General features: G+C 45.3%; 19 protein-coding genes. 9 read left to right on the forward strand and 10 right to left on the reverse strand.

Annotated elements, in window-relative coordinates:
* The first annotated feature begins 24 nt into the window (after positions 1-24).
* From porV to EL210_RS04515, 3 genes are read left to right on the forward strand one after another with little or no spacing between them, the layout of a single operon-like run.
* Positions 25-1,197: a type IX secretion system outer membrane channel protein PorV gene (gene porV, locus EL210_RS04505; RefSeq protein WP_018919912.1), complete on the forward strand. Its 1,173-nt coding sequence runs from the start codon at positions 25-27 to the stop codon at positions 1,195-1,197.
* 50 nt (positions 1,198-1,247) lie between these two features.
* Complete coding sequence (gene ispF, locus EL210_RS04510) at positions 1,248-1,721, forward strand: 2-C-methyl-D-erythritol 2,4-cyclodiphosphate synthase (RefSeq protein WP_018919911.1); 474 nt, start codon at positions 1,248-1,250, stop codon at positions 1,719-1,721.
* A 50-nt stretch (positions 1,722-1,771) separates the two neighbouring features.
* On the forward strand, positions 1,772-3,214 hold the full coding sequence (locus tag EL210_RS04515) for a DUF6080 domain-containing protein (RefSeq protein WP_018919910.1): 1,443 nt from the start codon (positions 1,772-1,774) through the stop codon (positions 3,212-3,214).
* A gap of 1,327 nt (positions 3,215-4,541) precedes the next feature.
* On the opposite strand, the gene EL210_RS04520 is transcribed toward EL210_RS04515, so the two are convergent.
* Both EL210_RS04520 and EL210_RS04525 read right to left on the reverse strand, forming a co-directional pair.
* Entirely contained in the window at positions 4,542-5,201 is a 660-nt protein-coding gene (locus tag EL210_RS04520) for an ABC transporter ATP-binding protein (RefSeq protein WP_004371129.1), read from the reverse strand.
* A 14-nt stretch (positions 5,202-5,215) separates the two neighbouring features.
* Positions 5,216-7,345, reverse strand: coding sequence for a cation:proton antiporter (locus EL210_RS04525; protein ID WP_018919909.1), 2,130 nt, complete (start codon positions 7,343-7,345; stop codon positions 5,216-5,218).
* Positions 7,346-7,537: 192 nt separating this feature from the next.
* Between EL210_RS04525 and ilvA the strand changes: the two genes are divergently transcribed.
* A complete protein-coding gene (gene ilvA, locus EL210_RS04530; protein WP_004378382.1) occupies positions 7,538-8,749 on the forward strand; it encodes a threonine ammonia-lyase in 1,212 nt (403 codons plus the stop codon).
* A gap of 5 nt (positions 8,750-8,754) precedes the next feature.
* On the forward strand, positions 8,755-9,132 hold the full coding sequence (locus EL210_RS04535) for a RidA family protein (protein WP_018919907.1): 378 nt from the start codon (positions 8,755-8,757) through the stop codon (positions 9,130-9,132).
* Positions 9,133-9,264: 132 nt separating this feature from the next.
* Here EL210_RS04535 and EL210_RS04540 read toward each other — a convergent pair whose 3' ends face one another.
* Both EL210_RS04540 and pnp read right to left on the reverse strand, forming a co-directional pair.
* Positions 9,265-10,272, reverse strand: a complete 1,008-nt coding sequence (locus tag EL210_RS04540; protein WP_018919906.1) for an aspartate-semialdehyde dehydrogenase — start codon at positions 10,270-10,272, stop codon at positions 9,265-9,267.
* Between the two features lie 505 nt (positions 10,273-10,777).
* A complete protein-coding gene (gene pnp / locus EL210_RS04545; RefSeq protein ID WP_018919904.1) occupies positions 10,778-13,051 on the reverse strand; it encodes a polyribonucleotide nucleotidyltransferase in 2,274 nt (757 codons plus the stop codon).
* 493 nt (positions 13,052-13,544) lie between these two features.
* On the opposite strand from pnp, the gene crcB reads away from it, so the two are divergent.
* Both crcB and EL210_RS04555 read left to right on the forward strand, forming a co-directional pair.
* Positions 13,545-13,949, forward strand: coding sequence for a fluoride efflux transporter CrcB (gene crcB / locus EL210_RS04550; protein WP_018919903.1), 405 nt, complete (start codon positions 13,545-13,547; stop codon positions 13,947-13,949).
* 96 nt (positions 13,950-14,045) lie between these two features.
* Positions 14,046-15,218 (forward strand): thioredoxin-like domain-containing protein, encoded by a 1,173-nt coding sequence (locus EL210_RS04555; RefSeq protein ID WP_018919902.1) that lies wholly within the window; start codon positions 14,046-14,048, stop codon positions 15,216-15,218.
* An 875-nt stretch (positions 15,219-16,093) separates the two neighbouring features.
* On the opposite strand, the gene EL210_RS04560 is transcribed toward EL210_RS04555, so the two are convergent.
* A complete protein-coding gene (locus EL210_RS04560; RefSeq protein WP_018919901.1) occupies positions 16,094-16,918 on the reverse strand; it encodes a hypothetical protein in 825 nt (274 codons plus the stop codon).
* 427 nt (positions 16,919-17,345) lie between these two features.
* On the opposite strand from EL210_RS04560, the gene EL210_RS04565 reads away from it, so the two are divergent.
* Positions 17,346-17,975 carry a hypothetical protein gene (locus tag EL210_RS04565; protein ID WP_025879604.1) on the forward strand — a complete coding sequence of 210 codons (630 nt, stop codon included), beginning with the start codon at positions 17,346-17,348 and terminating at the stop codon, positions 17,973-17,975.
* A 94-nt stretch (positions 17,976-18,069) separates the two neighbouring features.
* Here EL210_RS04565 and EL210_RS04570 read toward each other — a convergent pair whose 3' ends face one another.
* Entirely contained in the window at positions 18,070-18,582 is a 513-nt protein-coding gene (locus EL210_RS04570) for an isoprenylcysteine carboxyl methyltransferase family protein (RefSeq protein ID WP_026285914.1), read from the reverse strand.
* Positions 18,583-19,318: 736 nt separating this feature from the next.
* On the opposite strand from EL210_RS04570, the gene EL210_RS04575 reads away from it, so the two are divergent.
* On the forward strand, positions 19,319-19,513 hold the full coding sequence (locus tag EL210_RS04575; RefSeq protein ID WP_018919897.1) for a hypothetical protein: 195 nt from the start codon (positions 19,319-19,321) through the stop codon (positions 19,511-19,513).
* A gap of 64 nt (positions 19,514-19,577) precedes the next feature.
* On the opposite strand, the gene EL210_RS04580 is transcribed toward EL210_RS04575, so the two are convergent.
* The 4 genes from EL210_RS04580 to EL210_RS04595 all read right to left on the reverse strand — a co-directional run bounded on the left by EL210_RS04580 (position 19,578) and on the right by EL210_RS04595 (position 25,498).
* On the reverse strand, positions 19,578-20,777 hold the full coding sequence (locus EL210_RS04580) for a glycosyl hydrolase 53 family protein (RefSeq protein WP_018919896.1): 1,200 nt from the start codon (positions 20,775-20,777) through the stop codon (positions 19,578-19,580).
* Between the two features lie 53 nt (positions 20,778-20,830).
* Complete coding sequence (locus EL210_RS04585) at positions 20,831-22,015, reverse strand: Rid family hydrolase (RefSeq protein ID WP_018919895.1); 1,185 nt, start codon at positions 22,013-22,015, stop codon at positions 20,831-20,833.
* A 107-nt stretch (positions 22,016-22,122) separates the two neighbouring features.
* Entirely contained in the window at positions 22,123-24,399 is a 2,277-nt protein-coding gene (locus EL210_RS04590; protein ID WP_018919894.1) for a cytochrome c biogenesis protein CcsA, read from the reverse strand.
* A complete protein-coding gene (locus EL210_RS04595) occupies positions 24,392-25,498 on the reverse strand; it encodes an imelysin family protein (RefSeq protein ID WP_018919893.1) in 1,107 nt (368 codons plus the stop codon). The genes EL210_RS04590 and EL210_RS04595 overlap by 8 nt, the downstream gene beginning before the upstream one ends.
* Positions 25,499-25,574 lie beyond the last annotated feature (76 nt).

Here is a 25,574-nt window from a genome sequence, read left to right on the forward strand (position 1 = left end):
ATATAAAAAACAGAAAAAAACAAGATGAAAAGATTGACTTTGGTTCTCTCACTGATGCTGCTGATGACGCTTTCAGCATCTGCACAGCTGAAGAAAACCGACATATTCAACCCCGTTTATACGGCCGTTACCTCACAAACTATTGCTCCTGATGCCCGCGCAGCAGGTATGGGTGACGTCGGAGTTGCTACAGATCCCGATGTGAATTCACAGTACTGGAACCCTGCAAAATATCCTTTTACGATCAGTAGAGCCGGCGTTTCGCTCAATTATACGCCTTGGTTGCGCCAGTTAGTCAATGATATGTATCTCGCAAATCTTGTCGGTTACTATCGCATCGGAGACTTCAGTGCGGTCTCAACTTCCCTCCGTTACTTCAACATGGGCGAGGTTACAATGAAAGAGTCGATTGGAGGAAGCAATGGAATGACCATTAATCCCTATGAAATGTCATTCGATGTAGCTTACTCTTTGTTGCTTAGTGAGAAGTTTTCTATTGCAGCTGGCCTGCGTTGGATATACTCCGACCTCACTTACGACTATTCTTCGGAGACCACACCCGGTAGTGCTTTCGCTGCAGATATAGCCGCTTACTATCAGAACTACATTAATATCGGTCAGCGAGAGTGCCAACTTGGTATCGGTTTGAATATCTCAAACATTGGTAGCAAGATTAATTTCGGCAGCGATACCAATAGCGAATTCATCCCGACAAATATGCGTCTGGGTGCTTCTTTGATGATACCTGTCGACGAATATAACCGCTTCTCTATTGCTGCCGACGCCAACAAGCTGCTTGTTCCCACGCGTCCTATCCAGGGAGAGAACGAATCTCAGGTGGATTATGATGCGCGATTGCAGAAAGATTACTATGATGTTTCGAGCATTGCAGGCATTTTCAAGAGTTTCGGCGATGCTCCTGGAGGATTTAAAGAAGAGCTTCAAGAGGTGAGTTGGAGCCTTGGTGGCGAATACACCTATAATGATAAGTTTTCTCTTCGCGCCGGTTATCACCACGAAAGTGAAACGAAAGGCAACCGAAAATACTTCACAGTAGGTGCCGGTTTCAAGATGAGTGCTTTCTCTCTTGATGCCGGTTATGTCATTGCAACGGCTAAAAGTAATCCGCTTGACCAGACACTTCGTTTCACCTTGACCTTTGATATGGACGGTATCAAAGACCTTTTCAAGAAGTAAGAAGCTGATTTCAATCACTTCATTTCCTAAATAACATTGATTTAATAAGAATGATTCGAGTAGGCATGGGCTTTGATGTCCACAAACTTGTTGAGGGCCGTGACCTTTGGTTGGGAGGCATAAAGATTGACCATTCCATGGGACTTCTGGGGCATAGTGATGCCGATGTGCTCCTGCATGCCGTCAGTGATGCCCTTCTTGGCGCTGCAAACATGCGCGATATTGGTTTTCATTTCCCCGACACGAGTGACAAAACGCTCAACATGGACAGTAAGATTATCTTGAAACGTGTTGTCGAACTGATAGGCGAAAAGGGGTATCGTGTGGGAAATATTGATGCTACAATCTGTGCCGAACGCCCCAAAATCAATCCTCATGTGCCCGCAATGAAATCCTGTATGGCCAAGGTTATGGGCATTGATGAAGACCAAATCTCTATCAAAGCCACGACAACAGAGAAGCTCGGATTTACCGGACGGGAGGAAGGAATGTCGGCTTATGCGGTGTGTTTGATTGAGAAATAGAGGGCAGCAACCGTTTCTTTTTCGTAAATTTACAGGCAAAATCGTCAGAAATGAAAAGGATATTCGGCATCTTCAAGGTAAAGAAAGAAGAGCGGTGGCTGGCTTTTGCCATGCTCATCTATGCCATTGTGCTCAATGGTTTTGTGGTTTATAAGTACTTTGACAGGTTCTCTCAGATTGCAACCGACTATCATAAACTCTTCGTCCGCACGTTTCATATCTCGGGGTTCGACCCATTAAGCTATGAAATTGTATCCGAGTGGGGCACTGTCTACAATATTTATCGCCACCCTCTGCTGGCGTTTTTCATGTTTATTCCTAATCAGATCAACCAAGGTCTGATGCAACTCACAGGACTGAACTGTGCACAAATCGTCGTAGCTGCCCTGTTGATATTCTGTTGTTTCTACAGTTTCCTTTTTCTTTATCGCATTCTTCGTGAGGTCATCGAACTGAAACCATTTGACAGTTCATTGCTTTCGCTGCTGTTTTTCAGCTTTGCCTATGTGATGGTTTCTGTCAGTGTGCCCGATCATTTTGCACTGTCGATGTTCATGTTGCTGTTGACTCTCTATGTCGCCGGCAAGAAAATAAAACGCAAGATGATGTTCACGAAATGGCAGACGGTGCTGTTTTTCATCCTCACGGCAGGCATATCGCTCAACAACGGCATCAAGATATTCCTCGCCAACTGCTTTGTGAACGGTCGCCGTTTCTGGCGTCCGGCCAATCTTCTGCTGGCAATACTCCTGCCTTCGGCTATGCTTTGGGAACTCGCCCGACTTGAATGGAACCATTATGAACGCCCTGGTTTTGAGGCGAGAGAGCATGCTAAGGCCGTTAAAGTGGCTGAAGAACATGCCCAACTTGCCCGCGCTTTTCGCGATACTACACGGCTGAAAGACTCTGTGGAGATTGAAAAGAGCATTCAACTGCTGATAAAACAGAAGGCAAGAGAGAAGTATATTGCCGACCATAAGCAGCCTTGGAACCAGCATACAGGCAAACCTATTGCCAAGGGTGAGTTCAGTCAGTGGACTGATATCACGACTCCGCGCGTGCCAAGTATTGTTGAAAACCTCTTCGGTGAAACCATTCAGTTGCATCAAGACCACCTTCTGCAAGACACACTTCGCGCCCGTCCGCTCATCGTCAACTATCGGTTTGCCGTCAACTACATAGTTGAAGCCCTTGTCGTACTGCTCTTTTTAGGCGGAATATGGTGTGGTCGGCGTGCGCGTCTGATGTGGCTTGCCCTGTCGTTCTGGGCATTCGACATGCTGATTCATGTGGTGCTTGGCTTCGGTCTCAATGAAGTTTACATCATGGGTGCCCATTGGTTGTGTGTACTCCCCATTGTCATGGCCTATCTTTTCAAGACACTTCAGCGCCATGATGCAGCACTTTATGTGGTGCGGGCAGTCACCTTGGCCCTCACCGTCTTCCTTTTTGCATGGAATTTCGTGCTCTATTGCGGATATTTATTGGCGTAGAAAGAAGGAAATTTCATAATGTTGAGTGTTTAATGTGTAATGTTGAATTATATTAATGCATAACTGATAATGTATAATTCATTATTCATCATGCATCATTATGAGGTGATTAATCCTATAATCTCTTGTAAATTAGTTCTCCTCCTCCTTTGAGGAGAGGTTAAAGTTGCAGCTCTTTTTGTTGTTAACCAATGGGTTGCTATGGCTTGGAAAGCCATAGCACAATGATGATTTTCCTTGCAAGTTCGGGCTCCCCTCCCTTGAGGCGAGGTTAAAGTTGCAGCTCTTTTTGTTGTTAACCAATGGGTTGCTATGGCTTGGAAAGCCATAGCACAATGATGATTTCCCTTGCAAGTTAGTTCCCCCCCTCCCTTGAGGCGAGGTTAAAGTTGCAGCTCTTTTTGTTGTTAACCAATGGGTTGCTATGGCTTGGAAAGCCATAGCACAATGATGATTTTCCTTGCAAGTTCGGGCTCCCCTCCCTTGAGGCGAGGTTAAAGTTGCAGCTCTCTTTGTTGTTAACCAATGGGTTGCTATAGCTTGGAAAGCCATAGCACAATGATGATTTTCCTTGCAAGTTCGGGCTCCCCTCCCTTGAGGCGAGGTTAAAGTGGCAGTTCTTTTGTTGTTAACCAATGGGTTGCTATGGCTTTCCAAGCCATAGCACAATGATGATTTTCCTTGCAAGTTAGCTCCCCCCTCCCTTGAGGAGAGGTTAAAATGGTAGCTCTTTTTGTTGTTAACCAATGGGTTGCTATGGCTTGGAAAGCCATAGCACAATGATGATTTTCCTTGCAAGTTAGCTCCCCCCCTCCCTTGGGGAGGGGATGGGGGTAGGTATTAAATATTCTTTTACAAAACCCTTCTGAAAACTCCCCCTGTTTCAAATTATAATCCTCTTGGACGCAAATACGCGAGTTTTGAGGCTTTTTTCTAATCGCTTGATAATCAGTATTGTAGTGCCTTTTAAGGCAGATTGCATGCTGAAAAGATATAGATGCGGATGTGTTTTGCGTCATGTTAGGCGCTCATTTGACGCAAAACGCGCGATGCTTTGAGGCATAATGCGCGGTGATTTGGTGCACCTTGCCATGTAAAGTGACGCATATATTGCAAGATGATATGGCTTATTTTGTGTTGCTTTTTGCTGAAAATGGCCTCGGATAGTCACGAAAAACGGCTTTTTATTTTCTATTTGGTCAATTCGCGAAGGGGGTAAAAACGCGACATAAACTTTACAAAATGGGATGTAAAGTGCATGCCGGTTATGTCTTAAACCGCTATCTCCGATTGCTCGAAAAGGGAGAATAGGAGGCGAAAGTACAGCTTATTCTGCTCCCCAAATCTCGCCGTCTTTCATGTGAATTGTGCGGTCTGTGATGGCTGCAAGCCCCTCATCGTGGGTCACAATGACGAAAGTCTGTCCGAATTTATCGCGTAAGTCGAAGAAAAGTTGATGCAGTTCAGCCTTGTTTTTGCTGTCAAGACTGCCCGAAGGTTCGTCTGCAAGAATCACAGCGGGCTTGTTGACGAGGGCTCGGGCAACGGCAACGCGCTGCTTTTCTCCCCCTGAAAGCTCGGCAGGTTTATGGTGGGCGCGGTCTGAAAGGCCCATGAAAGCAAGCAGTTCCAAGGCCCGTTGTTTGGCTTCGCTGTTGCTCTTGCCTGCGATATAGGCTGGAATCATGATGTTTTCTAAGGCAGTGAATTCGGGCAGAAGCTGGTGGAACTGAAACACGAAGCCTATATGTTGGTTGCGAAAGTCGCTGAGTTTGCGCGTTGAAAGACTGCTCACGTCGATGCCGTCGATGCAAATGGTGCCTGCATCGGGCTTGTCAAGCGTCCCGATGATCTGCAAGAGCGTGGTCTTTCCGGCTCCCGATGGGCCTACGATGCTGACTACTTCGCCTTTGTTGATGTGCAGATCAATGCCTTTGAGCACTTGAAGACTGCCGAAACTCTTCGTTATATTCTTGATGTCAATCATATCAATGATGTGTTTTAAGATAACTTTCTGCGCCGTTTGTCAATCCATCTTGCAAGCGACTCCCAGGCACTTCGTTCCTCGGTATGCTGCGACTGAGAGTATGTCATGACTTCCTGATCGCCGTATTGATCGGGGAAAATGATGAGCAAGTTCTTGCCGTTGAAATATCGTTGGACTTCATCGGGCAGGTATTCCTGTGCATTCTTGTAGGAAACCGTACCCTTTCGGGCGGTCACAATGACGAGAAGATGGTCGTCGGAGAGGCTGTTTGCCAATTGCGGAAGGGCGTTCCAATGTTCCATGTTGCTGTAATCGGCACGCACTTGAGGGTGTCGGTTCTTGATATATTCATTCACTAAGGCAAGCGTATCCGTGCGTCCGTGGAACTGAATGCGGCAATCTAAGTTGCCCGCTACACGCGCCAAGCGCTCCAACCAGCGGTAGAAACCGGGTTCAAATTCGGCCCGTGAAGGTACGGCTACCTGTATTCTGCGGATTGTGTTGAGGGGTTGATTGAGCCTTGCCATCATGATTTGTTGGTTCAATCCGTTGAATAAACTCTGATGAAACTCGCCCCAAAACTTTGAAGAAACCTCTTTATGACTGTGCATTCCAATAAGGATTTCGGTGGCTTGAAACTCTTTGAAAGCATGCTTTATGCCGTTGGCAATGTTGGCTGCCACGCGTGTTTGCGTCTGAATATGCACGTCGGAGCCGGCACAGTAGCGTGTCACTTGCTCCAATAATCGGTTGCCTTGTTCCATGTTTCGGCGCATGTACTCGTCATCATAAACCACATTGAGGGCCACAAGTCCGCGCCCTTGCTTGCGGTCTTGCATCAGAATGGCCATGTTCATCAGGTATTCTGCATACTCGGGATACTTCACCGGAACGAGTATTCTCTCGTCTTTTATCTTTTCTTCTGCTTCTGCCGGCATCTCCTTGTCACGTAAGACGATGTGTTGTGCTGACTGTTCTGTCAGAATGCTTGATATGATGCAGGTGAATAAAATCATGATAACAACGGCGTTAAGCATCTGTGCACTCACCACCGGAGAGCCGTCGGCAGAGGGCAATCGCATGCCGACCATCACCATGGCAATGGCACCTGCGGCGTGAGCGGACGTCATTCCAAACATCATGTGGCCTGAACTTATGGGCATTCTGAAGCCCATGCATGCGATATATGCAGCGATAGCTTTGCCCAAAGTGCCGAAAAGAGTGATGCAGATGACGGCCCAAAGGATGCCACCTCCATTGAAAAGCAATCGCACATTGATGAGCATGCCCACGCCAATGAGGAAATATGGAATGAAAACTGCATTGCCGATAAACTCCAATCTGTTCTTCAATGGCGACACGGAAGGGATATATCGGTTCAGGATTAAGCCTGAAAGAAAAGCGCCGAAAATGCCTTCTAATCCAATGGCTGCACTCAAAGCGGCGCATAGGAAGACTGAAGCCAAGACGAAAATAAACTGCATCACGGCATCACTGTAACGGCGGAGAAACCACCGTGTGAGTCTTGGAAGCAGGAAGATGACGCCTCCACAGTAGGCGATGAACTTCAAAACGAAGAGCAACCAGAAGCCAATGCTGCCCTCACCGCTGTTGGATGCCACGATAGCAGCCAAGAGAATGAGCGAGAAGAGAAGGGCTATCATGCTTGAACCCACGCTCAACGTGACGCTCGGTTTACGCTGCAGGCCATATCTGCTGACGATAGGATAGGCCACAAGTGTGTTACTTGCCATGATGCAACCTAATAAAAGTGATGCTGTCTTGCCATAGTTGAGCAGACTTATGCCCATGAAATAAGTCAGCACTAAAGGCACGGTGAAAGTCAACAACCCGAAAATGAGCAGTTGATTCTTGTTCTTTCGGATGCTCTCCATATCCATTTCGAGGGCTGCAAGAAACATGATATAGTAGAGACCTACACGTCCGAAGAGTTCAAAAGAGTCGTCTCTGACGAGGATATCCAAGCCATATTCGCCCACAACAACGCCTGCCAGAACCATTCCTATGATATGAGGAATGCGCAGTTTTCCCATGATAATCGGTGCAAAAAGGATTATCAGCAACACCACAAAGAATACAAGTGTGGGGTCTGTGATGGGAAAATACTGGGCGATATGCAACATATTATTGCGCAAAGTTACACAAAAAAACGTGAAACCCAACGTTTGCCGTGGTGTAAAATGTGATTTGTCGGTTCATGAAAGCTGTTCATTCGCAGCGCGAAATGACTTTTTTGCTTTTTTACCCCTTTACCTTTTTGCTTTTCACAAATATGTACTAACTTTGCAATACAATATTTGTTAATGCACAAAGTCATGTTGCAATTAGATCAGTTTTATAAGGCACGCTACGTGTTGAGCAACGTTTTACGCAAGACGGAGCTTATACATGCGAAGAAAATCAACCCGGATGTGGACGTTTATCTTAAGCCGGAATGTCTGCAGTTGACGGGTTCTTTCAAGCTTCGGGGGGCTTATTTCAAGATTTCCCAACTCTCGGATGAGGAAAAGAAAAAGGGAGTCATTGCCTGTTCTGCAGGAAATCATGCCCAGGGTGTAGCCTTGGGAGCCACTGCAATGGGTGTGAAGAGCCTCATTTGTCTGCCTGAAGGTGCCCCAATCTCTAAGGTTGAAGCCACCCGAAAGCTTGGTGCTGAGGTGATGCTTGTGCCCGGAGTGTATGATGATGCCTATCAGAAAGCATTGCAATTGCGCGATGAAAAGGGTTACACTTTCGTACATCCTTTCGACGATGAAAACGTCATTGCAGGGCAGGGAACGATAGGACTTGAATTGCTTGAGCAGCTTCCCGACCTCGACGCTGTAGTCGTTCCTGTGGGTGGCGGAGGCCTGATTTCAGGTGTTGCCTATGCCATTAAGAGTCTTAATCCGCATGTGAAAGTCTACGGAGTACAGGCAGAAGGCGCTCCAAGTATGGTCAACAGCATCCATGACCACAAGATAGAATGTCTGCCAAGTGTATCGACTATAGCCGATGGCATCGCTGTAAAAGAGCCGGGACAACTGACCTTTGACACCTGTTCCAAATATGTAGATGAGATTGTTACCGTTACGGAAGACGAGATTTGTGCAGCCATTTTGAAACTCATCGAGAGTGAGAAAATGGTGGCAGAAGGCGCGGGTGCAACGAGCGTTGCAGCCGTAATGTTCAACAAAGTGCCCGTGAAAGGCAAGAAAACTGTGTGTGTTGTCAGTGGCGGAAATATTGATGTGACTATCCTGAACCGTGTGATTAACCGCGGACTTGCCAAGAGTGGCCGTCTCTGTACACTTGACTTTGAGCTTGATGACCAGCCTGGAAAGCTTGTCGAAGTATGCTCTGTGATTGCCCAGAAGGGGGCCAATGTGACGGGAGTGCACCATGATCGCTCTGCAAATCGCAAGAAAGTGAACGCTTGCATGCTGCGTGTGACCATGGAAACCAAGAACCAAGAGCACATTGATGAAATCCTTCAAGCCCTTAAGGACAAGGATATAACCATATTGTATAACCCAAACTTAAAATAATTTATATGAAAGCTATTCACACAAACAACGCTCCTGCCGCTATAGGGCCATATAGCCAGGCCATCGAAGTCAACGGTTTTGTATTCGCATCCGGACAGATTCCAATCGATCCATCGACTGGTAACTTCGTGGAAGGTGGGGTTAAGGAGCAGACCAAACAGGCCATTACCAATGCCGGCAATATTCTGAAAGAAGCAGGAACTGACCTTGCTCATGTCGTAAAGACAACGGTCTATTTGGCCGACATGAATGATTTTGCTGCCATGAACGAGGTTTATGCCACGTTCTTCAGTCTGCCTTTCCCTGCTCGTTCGGCTGTAGCCGTGAAGGATTTACCCAAGGGTGCACTCGTTGAAGTAGAGGTGTTAGCATGCAAGGGCTAAAAAGAGAAGAAAGTAAAAAGGTAGAATAACACCACAAAAATAAAAGGGTAAAAGCGCAAAAAGACGCTTCTTGAATTCAAACTCAAGTGTAGTCTTTTTACGTTCTTACCCTTTTACCGTTTTATTTCTATATTACTTTTTAGCCTTTATCAGGTATTCTGCAATCTGAACAGCATTCAACGCCGCACCTTTTCTAATCTGGTCGCCCGTCAGCCACAGTGTGTTGCCGTTGTCATCAGCCAAGTCCTTGCGCACGCGCCCTACGTAAACATCGTCTTTTCCCGCACTCTCAAGGGGCATGGGATATACATAATGCTGCGGATCATCTACCAAAGTGACGCCCGGAGCAGCTGCCAAAGCCTTGCGGATTTCATCGACAGAGAGTGGTTTCTCGGTCTCGAACCACACGCTTTCAGAGTGAGAACGAAGCGAACTCACGCGTACACAGGTGGCACTCGTGCGCACATCGCTGTGCATAATCTTGCGTGTTTCGTTATACATCTTCATCTCTTCCTTCGTATAGTCATTCGAAGTCATCTTGTCAATCTGTGGAATGACGTTGTAAGCTAACTGATGTGGGAACTTATCTACAGTCTTCACACGGCCTTCTTCAATGAGTTCCTTATACTGTTGCTCAAGTTCTTGCATGGCAGCTGCACCTGCTCCGCTCGCACTTTGATAGCTTGCAATGTGTATCTTGCGTATATGACTGAGCCGATCTATGGGTTTCAACACCACAACCATCATGATTGTAGTGCAGTTGGGGTTGGCAATGATGCGGCGGGGACAGTTCAGTGCGTCTTCAGCATTCACCTCGGGAACCACCAAGGGCACGTCATCGCACATGCGGAATGCACTGGAATTGTCGATCATCACAGCGCCGTGCTTCGTTATGGTGCCTGCAAATTCCTCTGAAGTCCCTGCACCTGCCGATGTGAAAGCAATGTCCACATCCTTGAAGTCATCATTATGTTGCAGCTGTTTCACCTCATATTCTTTCCCCTTGAATGTGTATTTGCGGCCCACACTGCGTGTAGAGCCAAACAGAACCAAGTCGTCCAACGGGAAATTTCTCTCTGCAAGAATGCGCAGGAGCTCCTGTCCTACGGCCCCACTTGCACCAACAATTGCTACTTTCATAAGCGATATATCATTTAATTCTCTGTTCTATGTTGCAAAATTACATAATAATTTCGTAACAATGGCTACGATATGATGATTTAATTTGACTTTTTGTGTGAAATTGTAGCTTATGGAATACCCTCTTTTATGATTGTATAATCATCGTGAACCGTTTTCTTTTGTCATGTGATACAATTCATAGATCGTTTTGCCCCCAGTCAAATCATTTTGCAACTTGACGCTAATTACACGGCAACTTGAGTCACTTTGCGTTGTAAAATGACTTTAGTTGCGAGGTGATTCAATACAAATTGCAACGCCATGTAAATGGAACCTTATTTTATATTATCCATAATTGAAGTAATAAACAGACGACTTGGCCTTTCTTTACTTTTCCCTTTAGCCTCCCCGATGTGGCAGATCAAAAGCTATATGAACAAAGAAAAGCGTCTCTGCATCTGGCTTTTACCATTTGCAGAGACGCTCTGTATATTTAATAATGTATGAAATAACCCGTCAGGATTTATTCAGTAACATTATTGTTTTCATCATTATCATGGTGCTCGAAGCGGCGGCCACGGTGATTTTCACGGCTTTCTCCATCACGACGAGGGCGGCGTTCACCACGATCAGGACGTGGACGACGCTCGCGCTCAACATAACCTTCGGGCTTTTCGAGCAGCACACGGCGTGAGAGTTTATACTTACCAGTCTTCGGATCAATCTCCATGAGCTTCACTTTCACTTTATCTCCTTCCTTGATACCAGCCTCCTCAACGGTTTCAAGACGCTTCCAGTCGATTTCAGAGATGTGAAGCAGTCCGTCTCTTCCAGGCAGAATTTCCACGAAACAGCCATAAGGCATGATGCTGCGAACAACACCTTCATAAACTTCGCCTACCTCTGGAACAGCTACAATGGCTTTAATCTTGCCCATGGCAGCTTTGATGCTGTCTTTATTTGGTGCTGAAACAGTAACATGTCCCTTACCATCGGTCTCATCAATTGTAATCGTTGCACCTGTATCTTCCTGCATCTGCTGAATAATCTTACCACCAGGGCCAATGATTGCACCGATGAATTCCTTTGGAATATCAAAAGCTTCAATACGTGGAACCTGTGGTTTGAGTTCGGCACGAGGCTCGGATATCGTCTCAAGCATGCAGTTGAGAATATGCTCACGGCCTGCCTTTGCCTGCATCAATGCCTGCTCAAGGATTTCGAATGAAAGGCCGTCGCACTTGATATCCATTTGAGTTGCGGTCAAACCATCGCGTGTACCAGTGGTCTTGAAGTCCATATCGCCCAAGTGATCCTCATCTCCGAGGATATCGCTAAGGATAGCATACTTGTCTTCTCCTGGGTTCTTGATGAGTCCCATAGCGATACCGCTGACGGGTTTCTTCATTGGAACACCTGCGTCCATCAAGGCCAATGTGCCGGCACATACTGTTGCCATTGATGAAGAACCATTCGATTCGAGGATTTGGCTGACTAAACGTACAGTGTAAGGATAGTCTTCCGGGATCTGCCCTTTAAGGCCTCGCCATGCCAAATGACCGTGACCAATCTCACGACGGCCTACACCACGCTGTGCTTTTGCTTCTCCTGTAGAGAATGGAGGGAAGTTATAATGGAGCAAGAAACGCATGTAACTCTTCTCCAAAACGTCGTCGACCATCTTCTCATCAAGCTTTGTACCGAGTGTACAAGTAGAGAGTGACATCGTCTCACCACGTTGGAATATAGCGCTTCCATGAGGCATTGGCAATGGTGAAACCTCACACCAGATAGGACGGATGTCGGTAGTTTTACGGCCATCAAGACGCTGACCTTCATCAAGAATGCAACGACGCATGGCATCACGCATTACATCTTCGTAGTAACGAGTGGCTTCTGCGTGCTTTTCCTCAAGGTCCTCTTCTGACAGTTCGCTGTGAGCAGCATCGTATTTCTCAAGGAAATCCGCCAAAATCTTATCGAAAGCATCGTGGCGTGCGTGCTTTTCGAGTGCCTGCTTGTTGATATCATAAACGGGCTTATAAAGCTCGTTCTTGATTTGTTCACGCAGATCTTCGTCGTTGATTTCGTGATCATATTCACGTTTTACATCGGTACCGAGTTCTTTGGAGAGTTCTTCCTGTAACTCACACATAGGCTTGATAGCCTCGGCTGCAGCTTTCAAGGCTCCGACAAGGTCTTGTTCAGAGACTTCTTTCATCTCGCCTTCGACCATCATAATATTGTCTTTAGTGGCAGCAACCATTAAGTCCATATCGGCATCTGCCATCTGCTGGAATGTCGGATCAATGACATACTCTCCATTGATGCGTGCAACGCGAACCTCAGAAATAGCATATTCGAATGGAATATCTGAACAAGCCATGGCTGCAGAGGCTGCAAAACCGGCCAAAGCATCAGGCTGGTCAACGCCATCGGCTGAAAGAAGCATCACTTGTACATACACTTCAGCGTGATAATTGGAAGGGAAGAGTGGACGAAGAGCACGGTCCACGAGGCGAGAAGTCAGGATCTCATTGTCGCTCGCCTTACCTTCACGCTTGGTGAAACCGCCTGGAAAACGACCTGCAGCACTGTACTGCTCGCGGTAATCAACCTGCAAAGGCATGAAATCTGTACCCGGAACTGCATCCTTTGCTGCACAAACAGTTGCCAAGAGTACTGTGTTGCCCATGCGAAGAACCGCAGCACCATCAGCTTGTTTTGCAACCTTTCCGGTCTCAATTGTGATGGTTCTCCCATCAGGCAATTGAACTGTTTTTGTAATAACGTTCATCTAAAATTTAATAACTTATTGTTTTGTCAAACATCTAAAATCTCCGCAAAGTTACCTATTATATGTGAAACGAAAGAATACAGCTTGAAGTTTTTCAGCATTTTTAAATATAAAAGAGGACAGTGGCAAACACTTACGAGTCTTGCTGCTGTCCTAAACCAAGCTAATCTGAAAATTTTGTCTCTCTAATCTTTTTGTAACCTGAAATCTATTTACCCTCTAAAAAGCTTTACCTATTGAGAAAAAGTATAACTCTCTTCATTTTTCTGTTTGCAAAACTATAGCTTTTTATTGTATCGTTCAAGAGGAATTTTCCTATTTCTAAAGGGGGATTTCCCTATCAATGTTATGAAGTCTATGTGGTATATGAAGCTTGTTATAGGCTTATATCGCTGATGACCAATGATATATAGCAAATCCTTATTGCATTGTTTGTAGGGAGGAAATTCCCGAATGGAATGATTTTTCTTCGTGTTTTCTATACAATAAAAGCATGAAAATGTGTATTTTTGCCGAAGATATGTTGCAATCGATTTTCTATATTGCCATTGGAGGTGCCTTGGGATCAGTCTCTCGATGGCTTCTTCCAAAGCTTTTGCAGGGCACTTTCCTTGCCGTTTTCCCGATGGGTACAATGACTGTAAACCTCTTGGGCTGTTTACTTATAGGATTTTTCTATGGCATTGCCGACCGAGGTACAGGCATGTCAGAGAGTTGGAAACTCTTTCTGACAGTGGGATTTTGTGGCGGTTTCACTACCTTTTCTACGTTTTGCAACGAAACTTTGACCCTTCTTCGCACCCAACAGCTATGGCAAGCCGCCGCATATTCAGGCGGAAGTGTCGTCCTTGGTATTGTAGCCGTGTATATAGGAATGTTACTTGCCCGCATGATATAAAAAAACTTCACGGTTTATTACCTTTTTATCTGTTTACTGTTTTACTTTTCTAAATTTTATGTACTTTTGCAATCAGAACTTGAAAAAACAAGAATAATGAAGATAAAAAGCCTTTTTTCTGTCGCAACTATCATGCTTACAGCATTGAGTCTGGCTTCTTGTAACAACAGGAAGTTCCATGTTGACGGTGAGATTACCAATGCCAAAGATTCCACGCTCTATTTTGAAAACATGAGTCTCAACGGTCCTGTAGTCGTAGATTCTGTGAAATTAGGCGAGGACGGAAGCTTTTCTTTCAGCGAAAAGGCCCCCGAAGTGCCCGATTTCTACCGTCTGCGTATTGACGGACAGATTATCAACGTGAGCATCGACTCCACGGAAACAGTCAATATCAAGGCTGCTTATCCGCGCATGGCATCGAAATATGAGGTTACAGGAAGTGTGAACTGCTGCAAGATCAAGACGCTTGCACTCATGCAGCAAGGCCTTCAGAAGCAGATTAATGATATTATCAAGAACCCTACTTTGGGTGTAGAAGCTGTAGAAGCCAATATTGCTTCAGCCCTCGAAACCTACAAGAATAAGGTGAAACTTAACTACATCTTCAAGGAGCCAATGAAGGCTTATGCCTACTTTGCACTATTCCAAACCGTTATTATCGGCAATCAACAAACATTGATTTTCAACCCACGAAATAATCGGGAAGACAACAAAGTATATGCTGCTGTGGCAACAAGTTGGGACACTTATTACCCAAAAGCAGAGCGTGGACTCAATCTTCACAACATTGCCCTACAGGGTATGAAGGATGCGCGCATCCTTCAGGCAGAGCAGCAGCAGGCCCAGATTGACGCCAGCAAAGTGAAAGTGAGCGGCATCATCGACATTGCTTTGCGCGACAACAAGGGCAACTTGCGTCGCTTGTCTGACCTTACCGGTAAGGTAGTCATGCTCGACTTCCATGTCTTTGCCGGTGAAAACAGCACCAAGCGCATCATGATGTTGCGCGACCTCTATAACAAATATCACGCTCAAGGCTTTGAAATCTATCAGGTTTCCATTGATCCCGACGAGCATTTCTGGAAGACCCAAACGGCTGCCCTGCCCTGGATCAGCGTGCATGATGACGCCGGAACCGACTCACAGGTGCTTTCCCAGTATAACGTTCAGCGCATTCCTACCTTCTTTCTTATAGGCAAAGACAACAGTGTGAAGATGCGCGATGTACAGGTGAAGGATATTGATGCAGCAATCAAGAGCCTGCTTTAACCCTCCGACCATTTATTATCGCGTAAAAGAAACAGCTGCAAATGGACGCAGTCCATTTGCAGCTGCCATAAAAGTTTGCACTTGATAAAGGGTGATTCAATACAGATGATACAGCTCCTTGCCAGCGATTGAAAATTATGGGCAAATTACATGCGTTGCAACTTGCGTCAGATTACGCCGTAAAATGAATGAGATTACACCGTAACATGACGCAAGTTACATGGTTTCTTGATATGGCTTACTTTCGTTTTCTATTTAGATTTGTTACATTGCATAAAGTCTTTGATACAACATTCCACAAGGCCTCATCATAAAAGCTTTGTCTTTGTCAGCAGTGTTTAATCAAGAAATGTGAAGTATGTCATGAAAAGGGAAACAATATTATTGGTAGTCTTGGCAGCTTGTAGTATGGTAATTTTTGTGTAGACTGCCACCTTCAAGAATTTCAGTTATGCGGAAAATGATACGTAGTGTCGTGCAGAGTAGTCGGAAATCACGGCCTATTTCGGCCGAACTTACTGAAGAAGAATCCCAGAAACTATTGATGTTGAAGATTGAAAGTAATGGCCGTTGTTGCAGTTTTTACTATGTGCAGAAAGGGGAAAGCTTATATGTCTAAGTTCAAGGTGTTGCTGCTGTCAATCTAAGTACGCTTCAGAGCTGTGGCTTTTTTGGGGAGTTGCATCGATCTTTATGCTACCCTAAACAAATTGGTATGTGTGAAATAATCTGCTGTTAGATTTTTACTGATTAGCTGCTTTCCCTGCTTCATCGCCATTGTTTCATTTCCCCTGCAAAACTAATCATCATAAAATATCAGTGGGAGGAAGCTTGACGGCTCCTCCCACCATGATAAACAATGAAATAGAGAAAGGCTACTTCTCTACGTATGTGATTACAAGCATATTGGTGTATGCTTTGCTTCGCTTCACTTCAACCTCTGTAGGTCTGCCTTTGGTATCTGTTTTGTAAATGTAGGTTGCTGTAGATGGTGTATCATTCTGCCAGTCTATACTTTCCAGTAAATGGGTGGAACGCAGTCCTAAAAGGTCTGCCCAGAGATACTTCCATGTTGATGAAGCTGCCATTCCCTGGAGGAACAGGTTGAGATCAGGGTAAGTATGGTTTGCAGTTGTCGCATACTTGCGGTTTATGGTCGTTGTTTTCCCTTTCGTATAAACAGACTTGATTAGGTCACCCCTTTGCCATGTCAAGGTCACCGCATCGTAAAACGGAGACTTGTATGAAGTTTGATGCCCCTCGCTGTCATAGACATGGTCTTTCTCTATGCGAGTCTCTGTTCCATCTTTGAAGTATATGGTTTCTTTCAATTGCTTCACTTTGTCTTTTGCATCCAATGCCAAACGGATTTCAGTAGGCTTTATCAAATTCGTTTGGTATTTGTTATTGGTGTAGTTGAGTATGACTTCTTTATCGGCGTAAGTCAGCGTTCCATTATACACTTTCTTGGAATTGGTGCCGGGATATGTTTCTTCAAACGATGTAAGACGCTTCTGACCGTCGTAGCTGAAGCTGATTTCATAATTCTTTTTCATGCTTGCTTTGTCGTATTCCTCTATTTTGGAAATGTAGTCAAGCTTTTGTTTTACAGGGGGAGGTGGGGTAGGAATGTCCTGATTATCCTTTGAGCAGGAGGTGAGTATGCCTGCTGCTAATAACATAAATACAATCTTTTTCATTTTAAAACCAAATTGATAATTCGGGTACAAAGGTATATGTTTATTTTGAAATGAGCAAGGATATAGTCCAAAAGAGTCATAAAATGAATAATAATCCAAAAGATTTCAAAATTTCTTTTCATGCTCATTTCGAAATCAACAATATGGGAACGCAAAACATTCCTGTTATCAATAGCTTACAACTTAATTCTTTTTAAAAGGACATTTATTCTTGCTTGTTTCAAACCTATAATTCGTTTTAAGATGCAAAAGAATATGATATTTCGTTTTTTCAATTCATTTTATACTTATATTTCCCAATATTTATATACCTTTGCCACAATTTTGAGCATTCTAAATCATAGAAATATCTTGCATATGAAGATTTGCAGATGATTTCACTTATTTTATATATTTAATAATTATCATTTAATAAAGGACAAAGATTATGAAGACATTTTACAGGATTCCCATGTTAGTATTTATGCTCTTGACGCAAGTTACGATGTTGATGGCGCAAGGAAATAAACCGGAAAACGTGCCGACATCTGTTTATGGCACATATCAAGGTGAGGCTACAACGGAGATTACAAATGATAAGGGCACAACTAAAGGGGCGAAGAAACAGCTGAAAATAGAAATAAGTAAAGGAGAAAACGGTTATACAGTGTTGACTCTTAAGGACTTTTCCGTAGGACAGTACTCTTTTGATAATATTCCCTTTAAGAATTGTCTGTTGATGTCAAAGGGTAATAAGTGGCAAATATACGTACCAAGTAATCTTTATGGTTCTTTTACTACAAAGGATAAAGTATATACATTGCTACTTGAGGGGATTATTTATGAGGATAAAAGCTTTGTGCATAAGGATGGAAGCTTGGATCTCAACTTTTCCATTATCTATAAAAATACAAAGATTGAGCATCTGTTCAAGGGTAAGAAAGAAAATGGTACAACGGGTATCCACAAGCTAACTCAGCAGAGTGACAAACAAACTATGTATGATTTGCAGGGACGCCAGGTAGAGAAACCGCGTAAAGGAATATATATTGTTAATGGCAAAAAGATAGTATATTGATAGTGGGTTGACTTATTTCACAGCCCTATATAAAATAAGGCAGGAATGTTTCCTGCCTTATTTTTGTATGAAATGCCAAATGATTTTCATCTGATTAACTTAATAACGGTTTCATGGCTCGCTCTTCTTGGCGTATGCGCACAGCAAGCAAACATAGGTAAATAGGCAGACCAATAGATAGCGTGAACCACGCATGACAGAGCAATCCCACACCTATAAGTTCGGGGATAATGTTGAGAAAATAGTTCGGGTGGCGCACTGTGCGGAATAGGAAACTACGTTCAATGCGCTGATTAGGCACGATATAGAGCTTGACAGTCCATATATCACGAAGCTTGTAAACGACATAGAAAAGTATGAGATAGGCAAACGTCATAATTGCAAGCCCTATGCCTGACACTTTCTCAAACTCGATGCCTGTGGCATAAGCTTCGTATAAGGCAGAAAAATAATATGCGATGTGTGCCAAAGTGATTAAAAGCGAGTTGAACTTGCCATATTGTATGGCCCCACACCTGAGTAAACGTTTCTCATTTCGGATTGAAAAATAAAGAGAAAACAGTCTCAATACAAAAAAAGTCATAAAAATAATAATTACGTATTGCATAACTTTAAGATGAATGATGATATTATTTATGCGATGCCAAAACAAAGATACTTGATAAACATCCCTTGTGTTATTTTGAGTTAAGTCAGAGAGTTCTCTCGCAGAAAGCCTCTATCCCGGCATCGCTGGAAAGACAAAGGGCTTCGCAAGAGTGTGCAAAGATAGACAGTTCTGCGGTGCTTCCCAAATAAATGAAAGGCAACTTAGAAGTAATTAACTCTTTTTGTAAGATGTTTTCAAGGTTGGATGTCGGAGAGTCTGGTTTATATGATAGTGAAAAATCTTGTTTGGTACAGCCTTTACGCCATGTGCCCCTAAAGCAGCAAAGTATTGAAACGTCTCTTCCGTTTCAGCCTGTTTTTCTCTTCTTTCTCATGTTGTGAAGATATCGTTTTGGAGTAGTTTTGAATTACTGATAGTCAAATGGTTATGATATTTGGGGCAAGTTGTGGGGTAGGGTAATTTCAGAAAGTGCTTCAATGAGCGTCAAATGGGGCTATGAAATGGCTTAAATCATGCTGTAAAGTGACCCAAATGAGGCTGTGAAATGCATCATATTGCAGTGTAATCTGCGTCAAATCACACGCTCAAATGATGTAAATTACTTTCTAAAGGCTTTCGCTTTGTGTTTTTGTCCAATTCAAAATTATGCATGATGAATTATGCATGATGAATTAAATAGACTATCTTTGCACCACAATTCACCACGAAGTATAATCTGAATAGCAATTAAATTATGGCTAATTCTATCTTTGTTGCCGTCGTGTTTGCATTGGCATTCATAGCGAATCTCTATGATTTAATCATCAATGCCCCAAAGATTGAAGACGAAGAAAAGCGAAAAAAGAGAACTATAAGGGATGTGTTGTTCACTATAGTGTGGGGCGTTCTGCTGATTTTCCGTATCATTTACATTATGCACCTGCGTTGAGTGCATCATATGATTTGTCGCTTCAACAAACAATCTGTGTCGAAGCGACGAGTAATGTCAGTGATTATTCAGCGAATTTCTTCAGTTCATACAATGCCGGTGTGGCCTCTCCGGTGGTGCTGTCGAACAGAGGTGCGTTGTACCAACCGCTGAGTTGGGTGCTGAAAGCATTGTATTCGGGCCACCACCAGAATAATCCTGTCACGCGTTTGTGGGTTTTCAGCATCGTGATAAGGGCTGCAGTGAAGCGCTGTTGGCCTTGAAGCGAGTAGGGATATTGGGCAGTATAGTCGAAAGTTGAACCGCCTACGGGCCATTTGTAGGGGTAGCCTGTCTCCACAAGCATGATGTCTTTACCGCTGAACGAGGTCTCTAAACGCGAAATGGCCGCGTTGAGTTCGCTCATCGGGCCATGGAAATAAGGATAGTAGCTGAGGCCGATGATGTCGTAATCAACCTTTGCCAACTGCATCTGCTGATAGAAATTGAGCAGTGCCTGATAGTTGGTGTTGTCGCGTTGCTGGGTAGTTGACACACGTTCGGTGTGCAGAATAATCTTTGCTTTGGGGCAGATCTCCCTGCATGCAGCGGTTGCAGCATGCAGCAATTGCGTGAAACGGTTCCAGTTTTCCTGTGGAGATGAAGGATAACAATAGCGTGCTGTGGCTGCATTCTGCCCCCAGAGCATGCCATAACTGATTTCATTGCCGGTCTGGATAAGGTCGGGTTCCGTGCCGTTTTGCTTCATCTTCGTCAGCACTTCCGCTGTATAAGCTTTGAGTTTTGCAGCCAATTGACTGTCGTCAAGCCCTGCCCAGGCAGCCGGAGTCCATTGCTTTGCGGGGTCAGCCCACGTGTCGGAGTAATGGAAATCAAGCAGAAGTTTGAAGCCTGCAGCCTTGATCTGTTTGGCCAAAGGCAGGATATAAGCTAAGTTCTGGCATGCATTCGGGGCGCGATCTGCCCCTTTGTATTGGTCAGGATTGACGAAAAGGCGCAGTCGCATGGCGTTCCAGCCTGCATTCTTGAACAGCACAAGCGGGGCAACGGCAGTCCCCTTGTCCTTGAAAATGGCTCCCGCTTTCTCGTATTCCGGCAGGAGTGAAATGTCGCCTCCAACGTATTTCGTCACTGTTTCCGTAGGTTTTACGTCGGGTTTCGGTGTCGTTTTCCCATTTGGTTCATGGTCATTGCCACCGCAAGAAATAAGAGTCATCAGTGCGGTGAGCACCATAACGCACACTGTCTTCACATTGAATTTCATTGCTAAATCATTCTTTTAATTCGCAGCAAAGATACAAAAAAGTCATGAAAGCATTAAAATTCGGGAAATCTTTCATTGTGGATAGCCTTCACTGCCATGCATTCCATTTCGATTAACCAGCCTGGTCGACACACCGGAGCATGGAGCAGGAGGTGTGGAGTGTTGGGGAATTGCTTCTGGAAGAGGGCTGAAACGACAGCATAATCAGACGGATCACGCAGATAGACAAGGGCAAACGTGATATCGTTGAAGTTCATTTCGGCTTCTTTCAGCAAGGCTTCAACGTTCTCCCACATGCGTTTTACTTGATGTTTGATGTCGCGTGGCCAGACCACCTGCCCTTGGTTGTCGATGCTTGCAGTGCCCGAAACGAACACATGTCGGCGATCTCCGTAGTCAATTTGAGTCGCTCTTTCAAAGCTTACGCCATATTCGCTCGTGCGGTTCATGTGGTCAAGCGCATAGAGATAAGTCATCTGCCCCGGCAACAAGCCTTTCACGGCGTAGGCATCCATTGTGGCAAACACCTTGGAATCGGCCACCCGACCACCTATTCCCGTGCTGGAAATGTAGTGAGTTTCGGGCGTTAAGCCCTGCGTCATGAACACTTCATTGCGCGCTTTCACTACACCTGAATAGTTGTTGTCAATGTCGTTGACGAAAAACCACGTGCGAACGCAGTTGTCTTTCAACGTACATTCGTTTTCAATGAGGCGCATCACGTAGTCTTCAAGAATGCGTGTGGTCTGGTGTTCTGAACTTGATGAGTTTGCCACGGCACCTGCATACCACAGGTGTTCGTAGGCACCGCGGGTCACACTATATACACCATGCGTGCAATTCTGCCTCTTGATGCCGGATAACAGATAAACCCAGAGGGCGACTTTCGTGCCGTCAAGCGGTGGTTGTTGTACTACGGAGAGGGCACAGTCAGACTCATCTGTGGCATAAACTTCGTCTTCCTGATTGGCAGCATCACTCAGAAAATAGCGCTTCATGACGGCTTCTGCATCGGGCATCAGCCTGTTTTTGATTTCATCGTAACGCGAGATAACCTCCTGGAGCTGTGTAGTAAAGGGCGCACAAGGGTCGGATGCGTGGATGATGAACGAGGCTTCATCCGCAATTTTTACTGGAAAAGCCTCCCCAGAGCCCTCAGCAAGGAGGGGAGTCCGACCGGAATGGCGGAGTGTTGTGAAGTTGGAAACAACCTCTTGTGTATTTGTCTTCGGCATCATCTGTTATTCTTTATTCATCAATTGTTTTATTTTGTCGATATCATATGCCCTCTGTCGCCCTCTGCTTTGGCTTTCCCCTCGTTATGAAAGGGTAGGGGAGGCTCTCCCTAAGCATAGCTGTGCATGCCTCCAAGCACGTAGTTCACGCCGAAATAAGTCATGACTATCGTCAGAAAAGCAATCGTTGTGTAGAGGTGGAAGCGTTGAGGAGCGCGGAGAGCAGGTACACTTTGCAGGTGAAGAAGCACCGCATAGACCATGAAAGTGATAAGCGCCCACGTCTCTTTCGGGTCCCACGACCAGTAGTTTCCCCAGCTGATGTTGGCCCATATCGCACCGATGAAGATGCCAAGTCCAAGCGTTGTGATGGCAGGATAAAGGAAAATGCGGCTCAATATCATTAAAGCTGCCGACTGTTCCTGTGCTGTTTGCTGACAGCCTCGCATGTGTTGCAGTGCAGAGAGCGTCAAGGCAGTGAGTCCGCAGATGAAAGTGAGGGCCAGAAGTGCATAACTCATCATGATGATACTCACGTGAACGCTCAGCAACGGACTGTTCAATACGGGCATGATATGGCCGATTGCCGGGTCCATTTGACCGATATGGCTGACCAAAAGAAAGAAACCGCTCAGCAAGAAGCCAAAAGTGATGACAAGTAAGCGCAGCGATTGCATGGCCAAAGCCGTCACAAGGGTAATCAACATGACAAACCAAGCCATGGAAAGCATAGACTCATAGCCGTTGCTTAAAGGGATATTGTCGCTGATTATCCAGCGCAATGCCAAGGCAAATGACAGTGCAAGGAATGAAACAGCAAGCAACATGATGAGCAATCCATGCAGGATTGACGGACGCAGGCCCAAGAGATGCGTCTTGGAAGTGGTCAACCGGCGGAGCACAAGGAGCATACTGATGAGGCCAAATGTAAGGTTGAAGATGAAAAGAACCGTTGCAAAAGGCACGCTGTTGTAGCATTTCTCGGCCCGAAACTGCATGTCGGTAGGGAGCGAGACGCCTGCATTGCGCTGCTGATAGCTTCGCAGTTGCTCAATGAGTTGAATGGCATTGCCGTCTTCTCGCCCGGAAACGGCTTGATAGAGTGCCGGAAAATAGCTCTTGATCAATAAGAAATCATTCTTTGGAAGCTGTTTGGGATACACCTCAAATGGTGAAAACCACTGTGTCTGCCCACCACGAAACGTATGCGGGAAGATGGCAAGTGGTGTGCCTTTCTGCAGCGACATGATGATTTGAAGCTTGCTGTCCATGTCGGCACAAGCCTTGTGAAGCGCATCCTGTTGTCCCTGCTGATAGTCGTAGACATATTGCCCGAGGACGTATTCTCCGTCTTGAAAGAATGCTTTCACATTCGTATATTCGGGCAATCCGAACGTTTCGCGCATCTCTGCACTGTTGACATGCACAATCGGTTCACTATTCCATGCATCGTCAAAGAATATCCAACTCATCAGCACTTGCGTGGCATCATCACCTTTATAGCTTCGTTTGCCATAGATTTTCTTTAGGAAATCAAGGGCGAAAGTCTGCAAGGGACAGATGCGTTCGTTGTAGTTGATATAGAGATCTCCGAACTTTTCGGCAACGGGTTGGTCGATGACAGGAGCTGAAAAGCGCTCTTTGGTGGCGTGGACTGCCGATGACGATGCGACAAGCAGCAGCAATGTGGCCAATGATTTCCTGAGAACGGGACTGCGAAGCAACTTTCTGAATGTTCCTTGAGGGTCGACAAGAAGCCATAAAAGCGAAAAGAACAGCAGGCCATAGCCCGTGTATGTGACGGGAAGTCCATAGGGATCGCTGTTCACACTGAGGTAACTTCCGTGGTTGTCGGTGTCGTAACTGGCTTGATAGAAACGTGTACCATGGTAGTAAAATACCTTATTCATCGACACGGTTGCACGTGTAATTGTCTCCCCATCTGTTATGACAAAGTGGGTCGTATAATCCGAAGCAGCCTGTGTCCCGTCGTGATATTGTATGTCGAAATGGTCGAGACGGACAGAGAACGGCAGCTGATGCGTGCGCGTTTCTGACATGGAGATCATCTCTGTGTAAAGGTTTGTGGGCTGGTCACCCCGTAGGTGCACCATGCCTTTGAAACCTGTTGTGTGGGTGAGGTAAGCGCCAAGGAGTATCACAATCATTGAGAGATGAAGCAGTAGGAGGTTCCATTTTCGCAGGCGAGACTTCACGATATAGACCACACCGGCAGCCACCAAGAATGCCCACAACAGGCAGAACCACCATGCACCATATATATATTGTGAGGCAAAGGGCGTAGAATAGAAGTGTTCAATAATGGTGGCCGCTGCCATCACTACAATCAAAACTACATAGAGAATGAATACTGTTTTCTTAATCATTGTGTTTTTGTATAAAGTCGTTTGCTTGCTCAAGTTGTTTTCCTAAGTTTTCCAAAGCTTCTATGGCCTGCTTCACGGCGGCATCATTATAGTGCTTTACAAAGGGTTCGGGCACGCTGTTAATGGCCTGAAGCGCTTTGTTGAAAGCTTCTCCGACAGCTTTTGCAATGGCAGGATTGCGCGTTTTGAACCATGCATCAAAGGCATCGTTGCGGCTTCCATACCATAGATTGCTGATGCTCTGCAGGTTATCGCGCAGGTCTTCCAATGAAGTGTGGCTGTAAGGCGACTCAATATAGTCGGCATCTTGATGTTCGAAAGGCTCGCCAAACTTCGTGCGTGCCATTTCATCGGCAAGCCCCATCATGCCTTTGTCGCCTGTAAGGATGACTTGAGCTGCCCGCTGTGGCGTGTAGGCCGTAAGCATATAACTGCGGTAGTCGGTGCCTTCCGGCGATTGATAAGGCAGACTTGCCGCATCAAGTTCAGTCTTATAGCGAGGCTCTGCATCGGCATTCCAACCGCAATGAAGCTGGAAACAACGCAGTCGGAGATTGCTTGCCAAGGTCTTGGCATATTTGAGTTCACGCGGTTTGATGTCGTCAGTGGGGCGCGGTTTCCCGTCTCTGAAGATTACATATTCAATGCCATGCCAGCCCACAATGCCTGAAGGCCAGCCTTCTGTACGGTCGAGTGGGTCGTTGCTTTCCATGAGCTGTTGATAGCGGAGACGGTCTAAAGGCCACGAATTGATGTCAGAATCTACGGAGAAATGGGCGTTGGCACCGAAGAAGAAGGCTTCACTCTTTTCATAGGTACCGCGGGCTTTGAGAAACAGTCGGCACACTTGGTTTAACTGCTCTTGCGTCATTGCAGGCGTTTCGAGTGCAGACAGCGCTTTATAAAAGGCGTCGGTGCTTGTTGCCAACACTTTATATCGCTCGCGGATGATACCGTCTATATCGTTCTCTACGACTTGCTGAAGCGTGAGTCTCTGTGTCTTGTCACCGTCATCTCCATTTTTATCGCTGCACGAAAACAAGGTTGTGCAGAGCAAGAAAAATGTAAATGCAATGTATTTGAAATGATGTTGAGTCATGAAGAAAAACAGTAAAATAACTAATACCTATGAAGTGAGGTTCTCATATGCGTCATATCAGCCGCTGACTTGACGC

The organism is Segatella oris (assembly GCF_900637655.1).
In the GTDB taxonomy this organism is placed as follows: Bacteria; Bacteroidota; Bacteroidia; order Bacteroidales; family Bacteroidaceae; genus Prevotella; species Prevotella oris.

Coding starts and splice junctions, on each gene's coding strand:
- EL210_RS04535 (WP_018919907.1), top strand. CDS start 8,755: ATGAAAGCTATTCACACAAACAACGCTCCTGCCGCTATAGGGCCATAT.
- ilvA (WP_004378382.1), top strand. CDS start 7,538: ATGTTGCAATTAGATCAGTTTTATAAGGCACGCTACGTGTTGAGCAAC.
- EL210_RS04565 (WP_025879604.1), top strand. CDS start 17,346: ATGAAGACATTTTACAGGATTCCCATGTTAGTATTTATGCTCTTGACG.
- crcB (WP_018919903.1), top strand. CDS start 13,545: ATGAAAATGTGTATTTTTGCCGAAGATATGTTGCAATCGATTTTCTAT.
- EL210_RS04520 (WP_004371129.1), bottom strand. CDS start 5,201: ATGATTGACATCAAGAATATAACGAAGAGTTTCGGCAGTCTTCAAGTG.
- EL210_RS04590 (WP_018919894.1), bottom strand. CDS start 24,399: ATGATTAAGAAAACAGTATTCATTCTCTATGTAGTTTTGATTGTAGTG.
- porV (WP_018919912.1), top strand. CDS start 25: ATGAAAAGATTGACTTTGGTTCTCTCACTGATGCTGCTGATGACGCTT.
- EL210_RS04525 (WP_018919909.1), bottom strand. CDS start 7,345: ATGTTGCATATCGCCCAGTATTTTCCCATCACAGACCCCACACTTGTA.
- EL210_RS04575 (WP_018919897.1), top strand. CDS start 19,319: ATGGCTAATTCTATCTTTGTTGCCGTCGTGTTTGCATTGGCATTCATA.
- EL210_RS04540 (WP_018919906.1), bottom strand. CDS start 10,272: ATGAAAGTAGCAATTGTTGGTGCAAGTGGGGCCGTAGGACAGGAGCTC.
- EL210_RS04515 (WP_018919910.1), top strand. CDS start 1,772: ATGAAAAGGATATTCGGCATCTTCAAGGTAAAGAAAGAAGAGCGGTGG.
- EL210_RS04570 (WP_026285914.1), bottom strand. CDS start 18,582: ATGCAATACGTAATTATTATTTTTATGACTTTTTTTGTATTGAGACTG.
- EL210_RS04585 (WP_018919895.1), bottom strand. CDS start 22,015: ATGATGCCGAAGACAAATACACAAGAGGTTGTTTCCAACTTCACAACA.
- EL210_RS04580 (WP_018919896.1), bottom strand. CDS start 20,777: ATGAAATTCAATGTGAAGACAGTGTGCGTTATGGTGCTCACCGCACTG.
- EL210_RS04555 (WP_018919902.1), top strand. CDS start 14,046: ATGAAGATAAAAAGCCTTTTTTCTGTCGCAACTATCATGCTTACAGCA.
- EL210_RS04560 (WP_018919901.1), bottom strand. CDS start 16,918: ATGAAAAAGATTGTATTTATGTTATTAGCAGCAGGCATACTCACCTCC.
- ispF (WP_018919911.1), top strand. CDS start 1,248: ATGATTCGAGTAGGCATGGGCTTTGATGTCCACAAACTTGTTGAGGGC.
- EL210_RS04595 (WP_018919893.1), bottom strand. CDS start 25,498: ATGACTCAACATCATTTCAAATACATTGCATTTACATTTTTCTTGCTC.
- pnp (WP_018919904.1), bottom strand. CDS start 13,051: ATGAACGTTATTACAAAAACAGTTCAATTGCCTGATGGGAGAACCATC.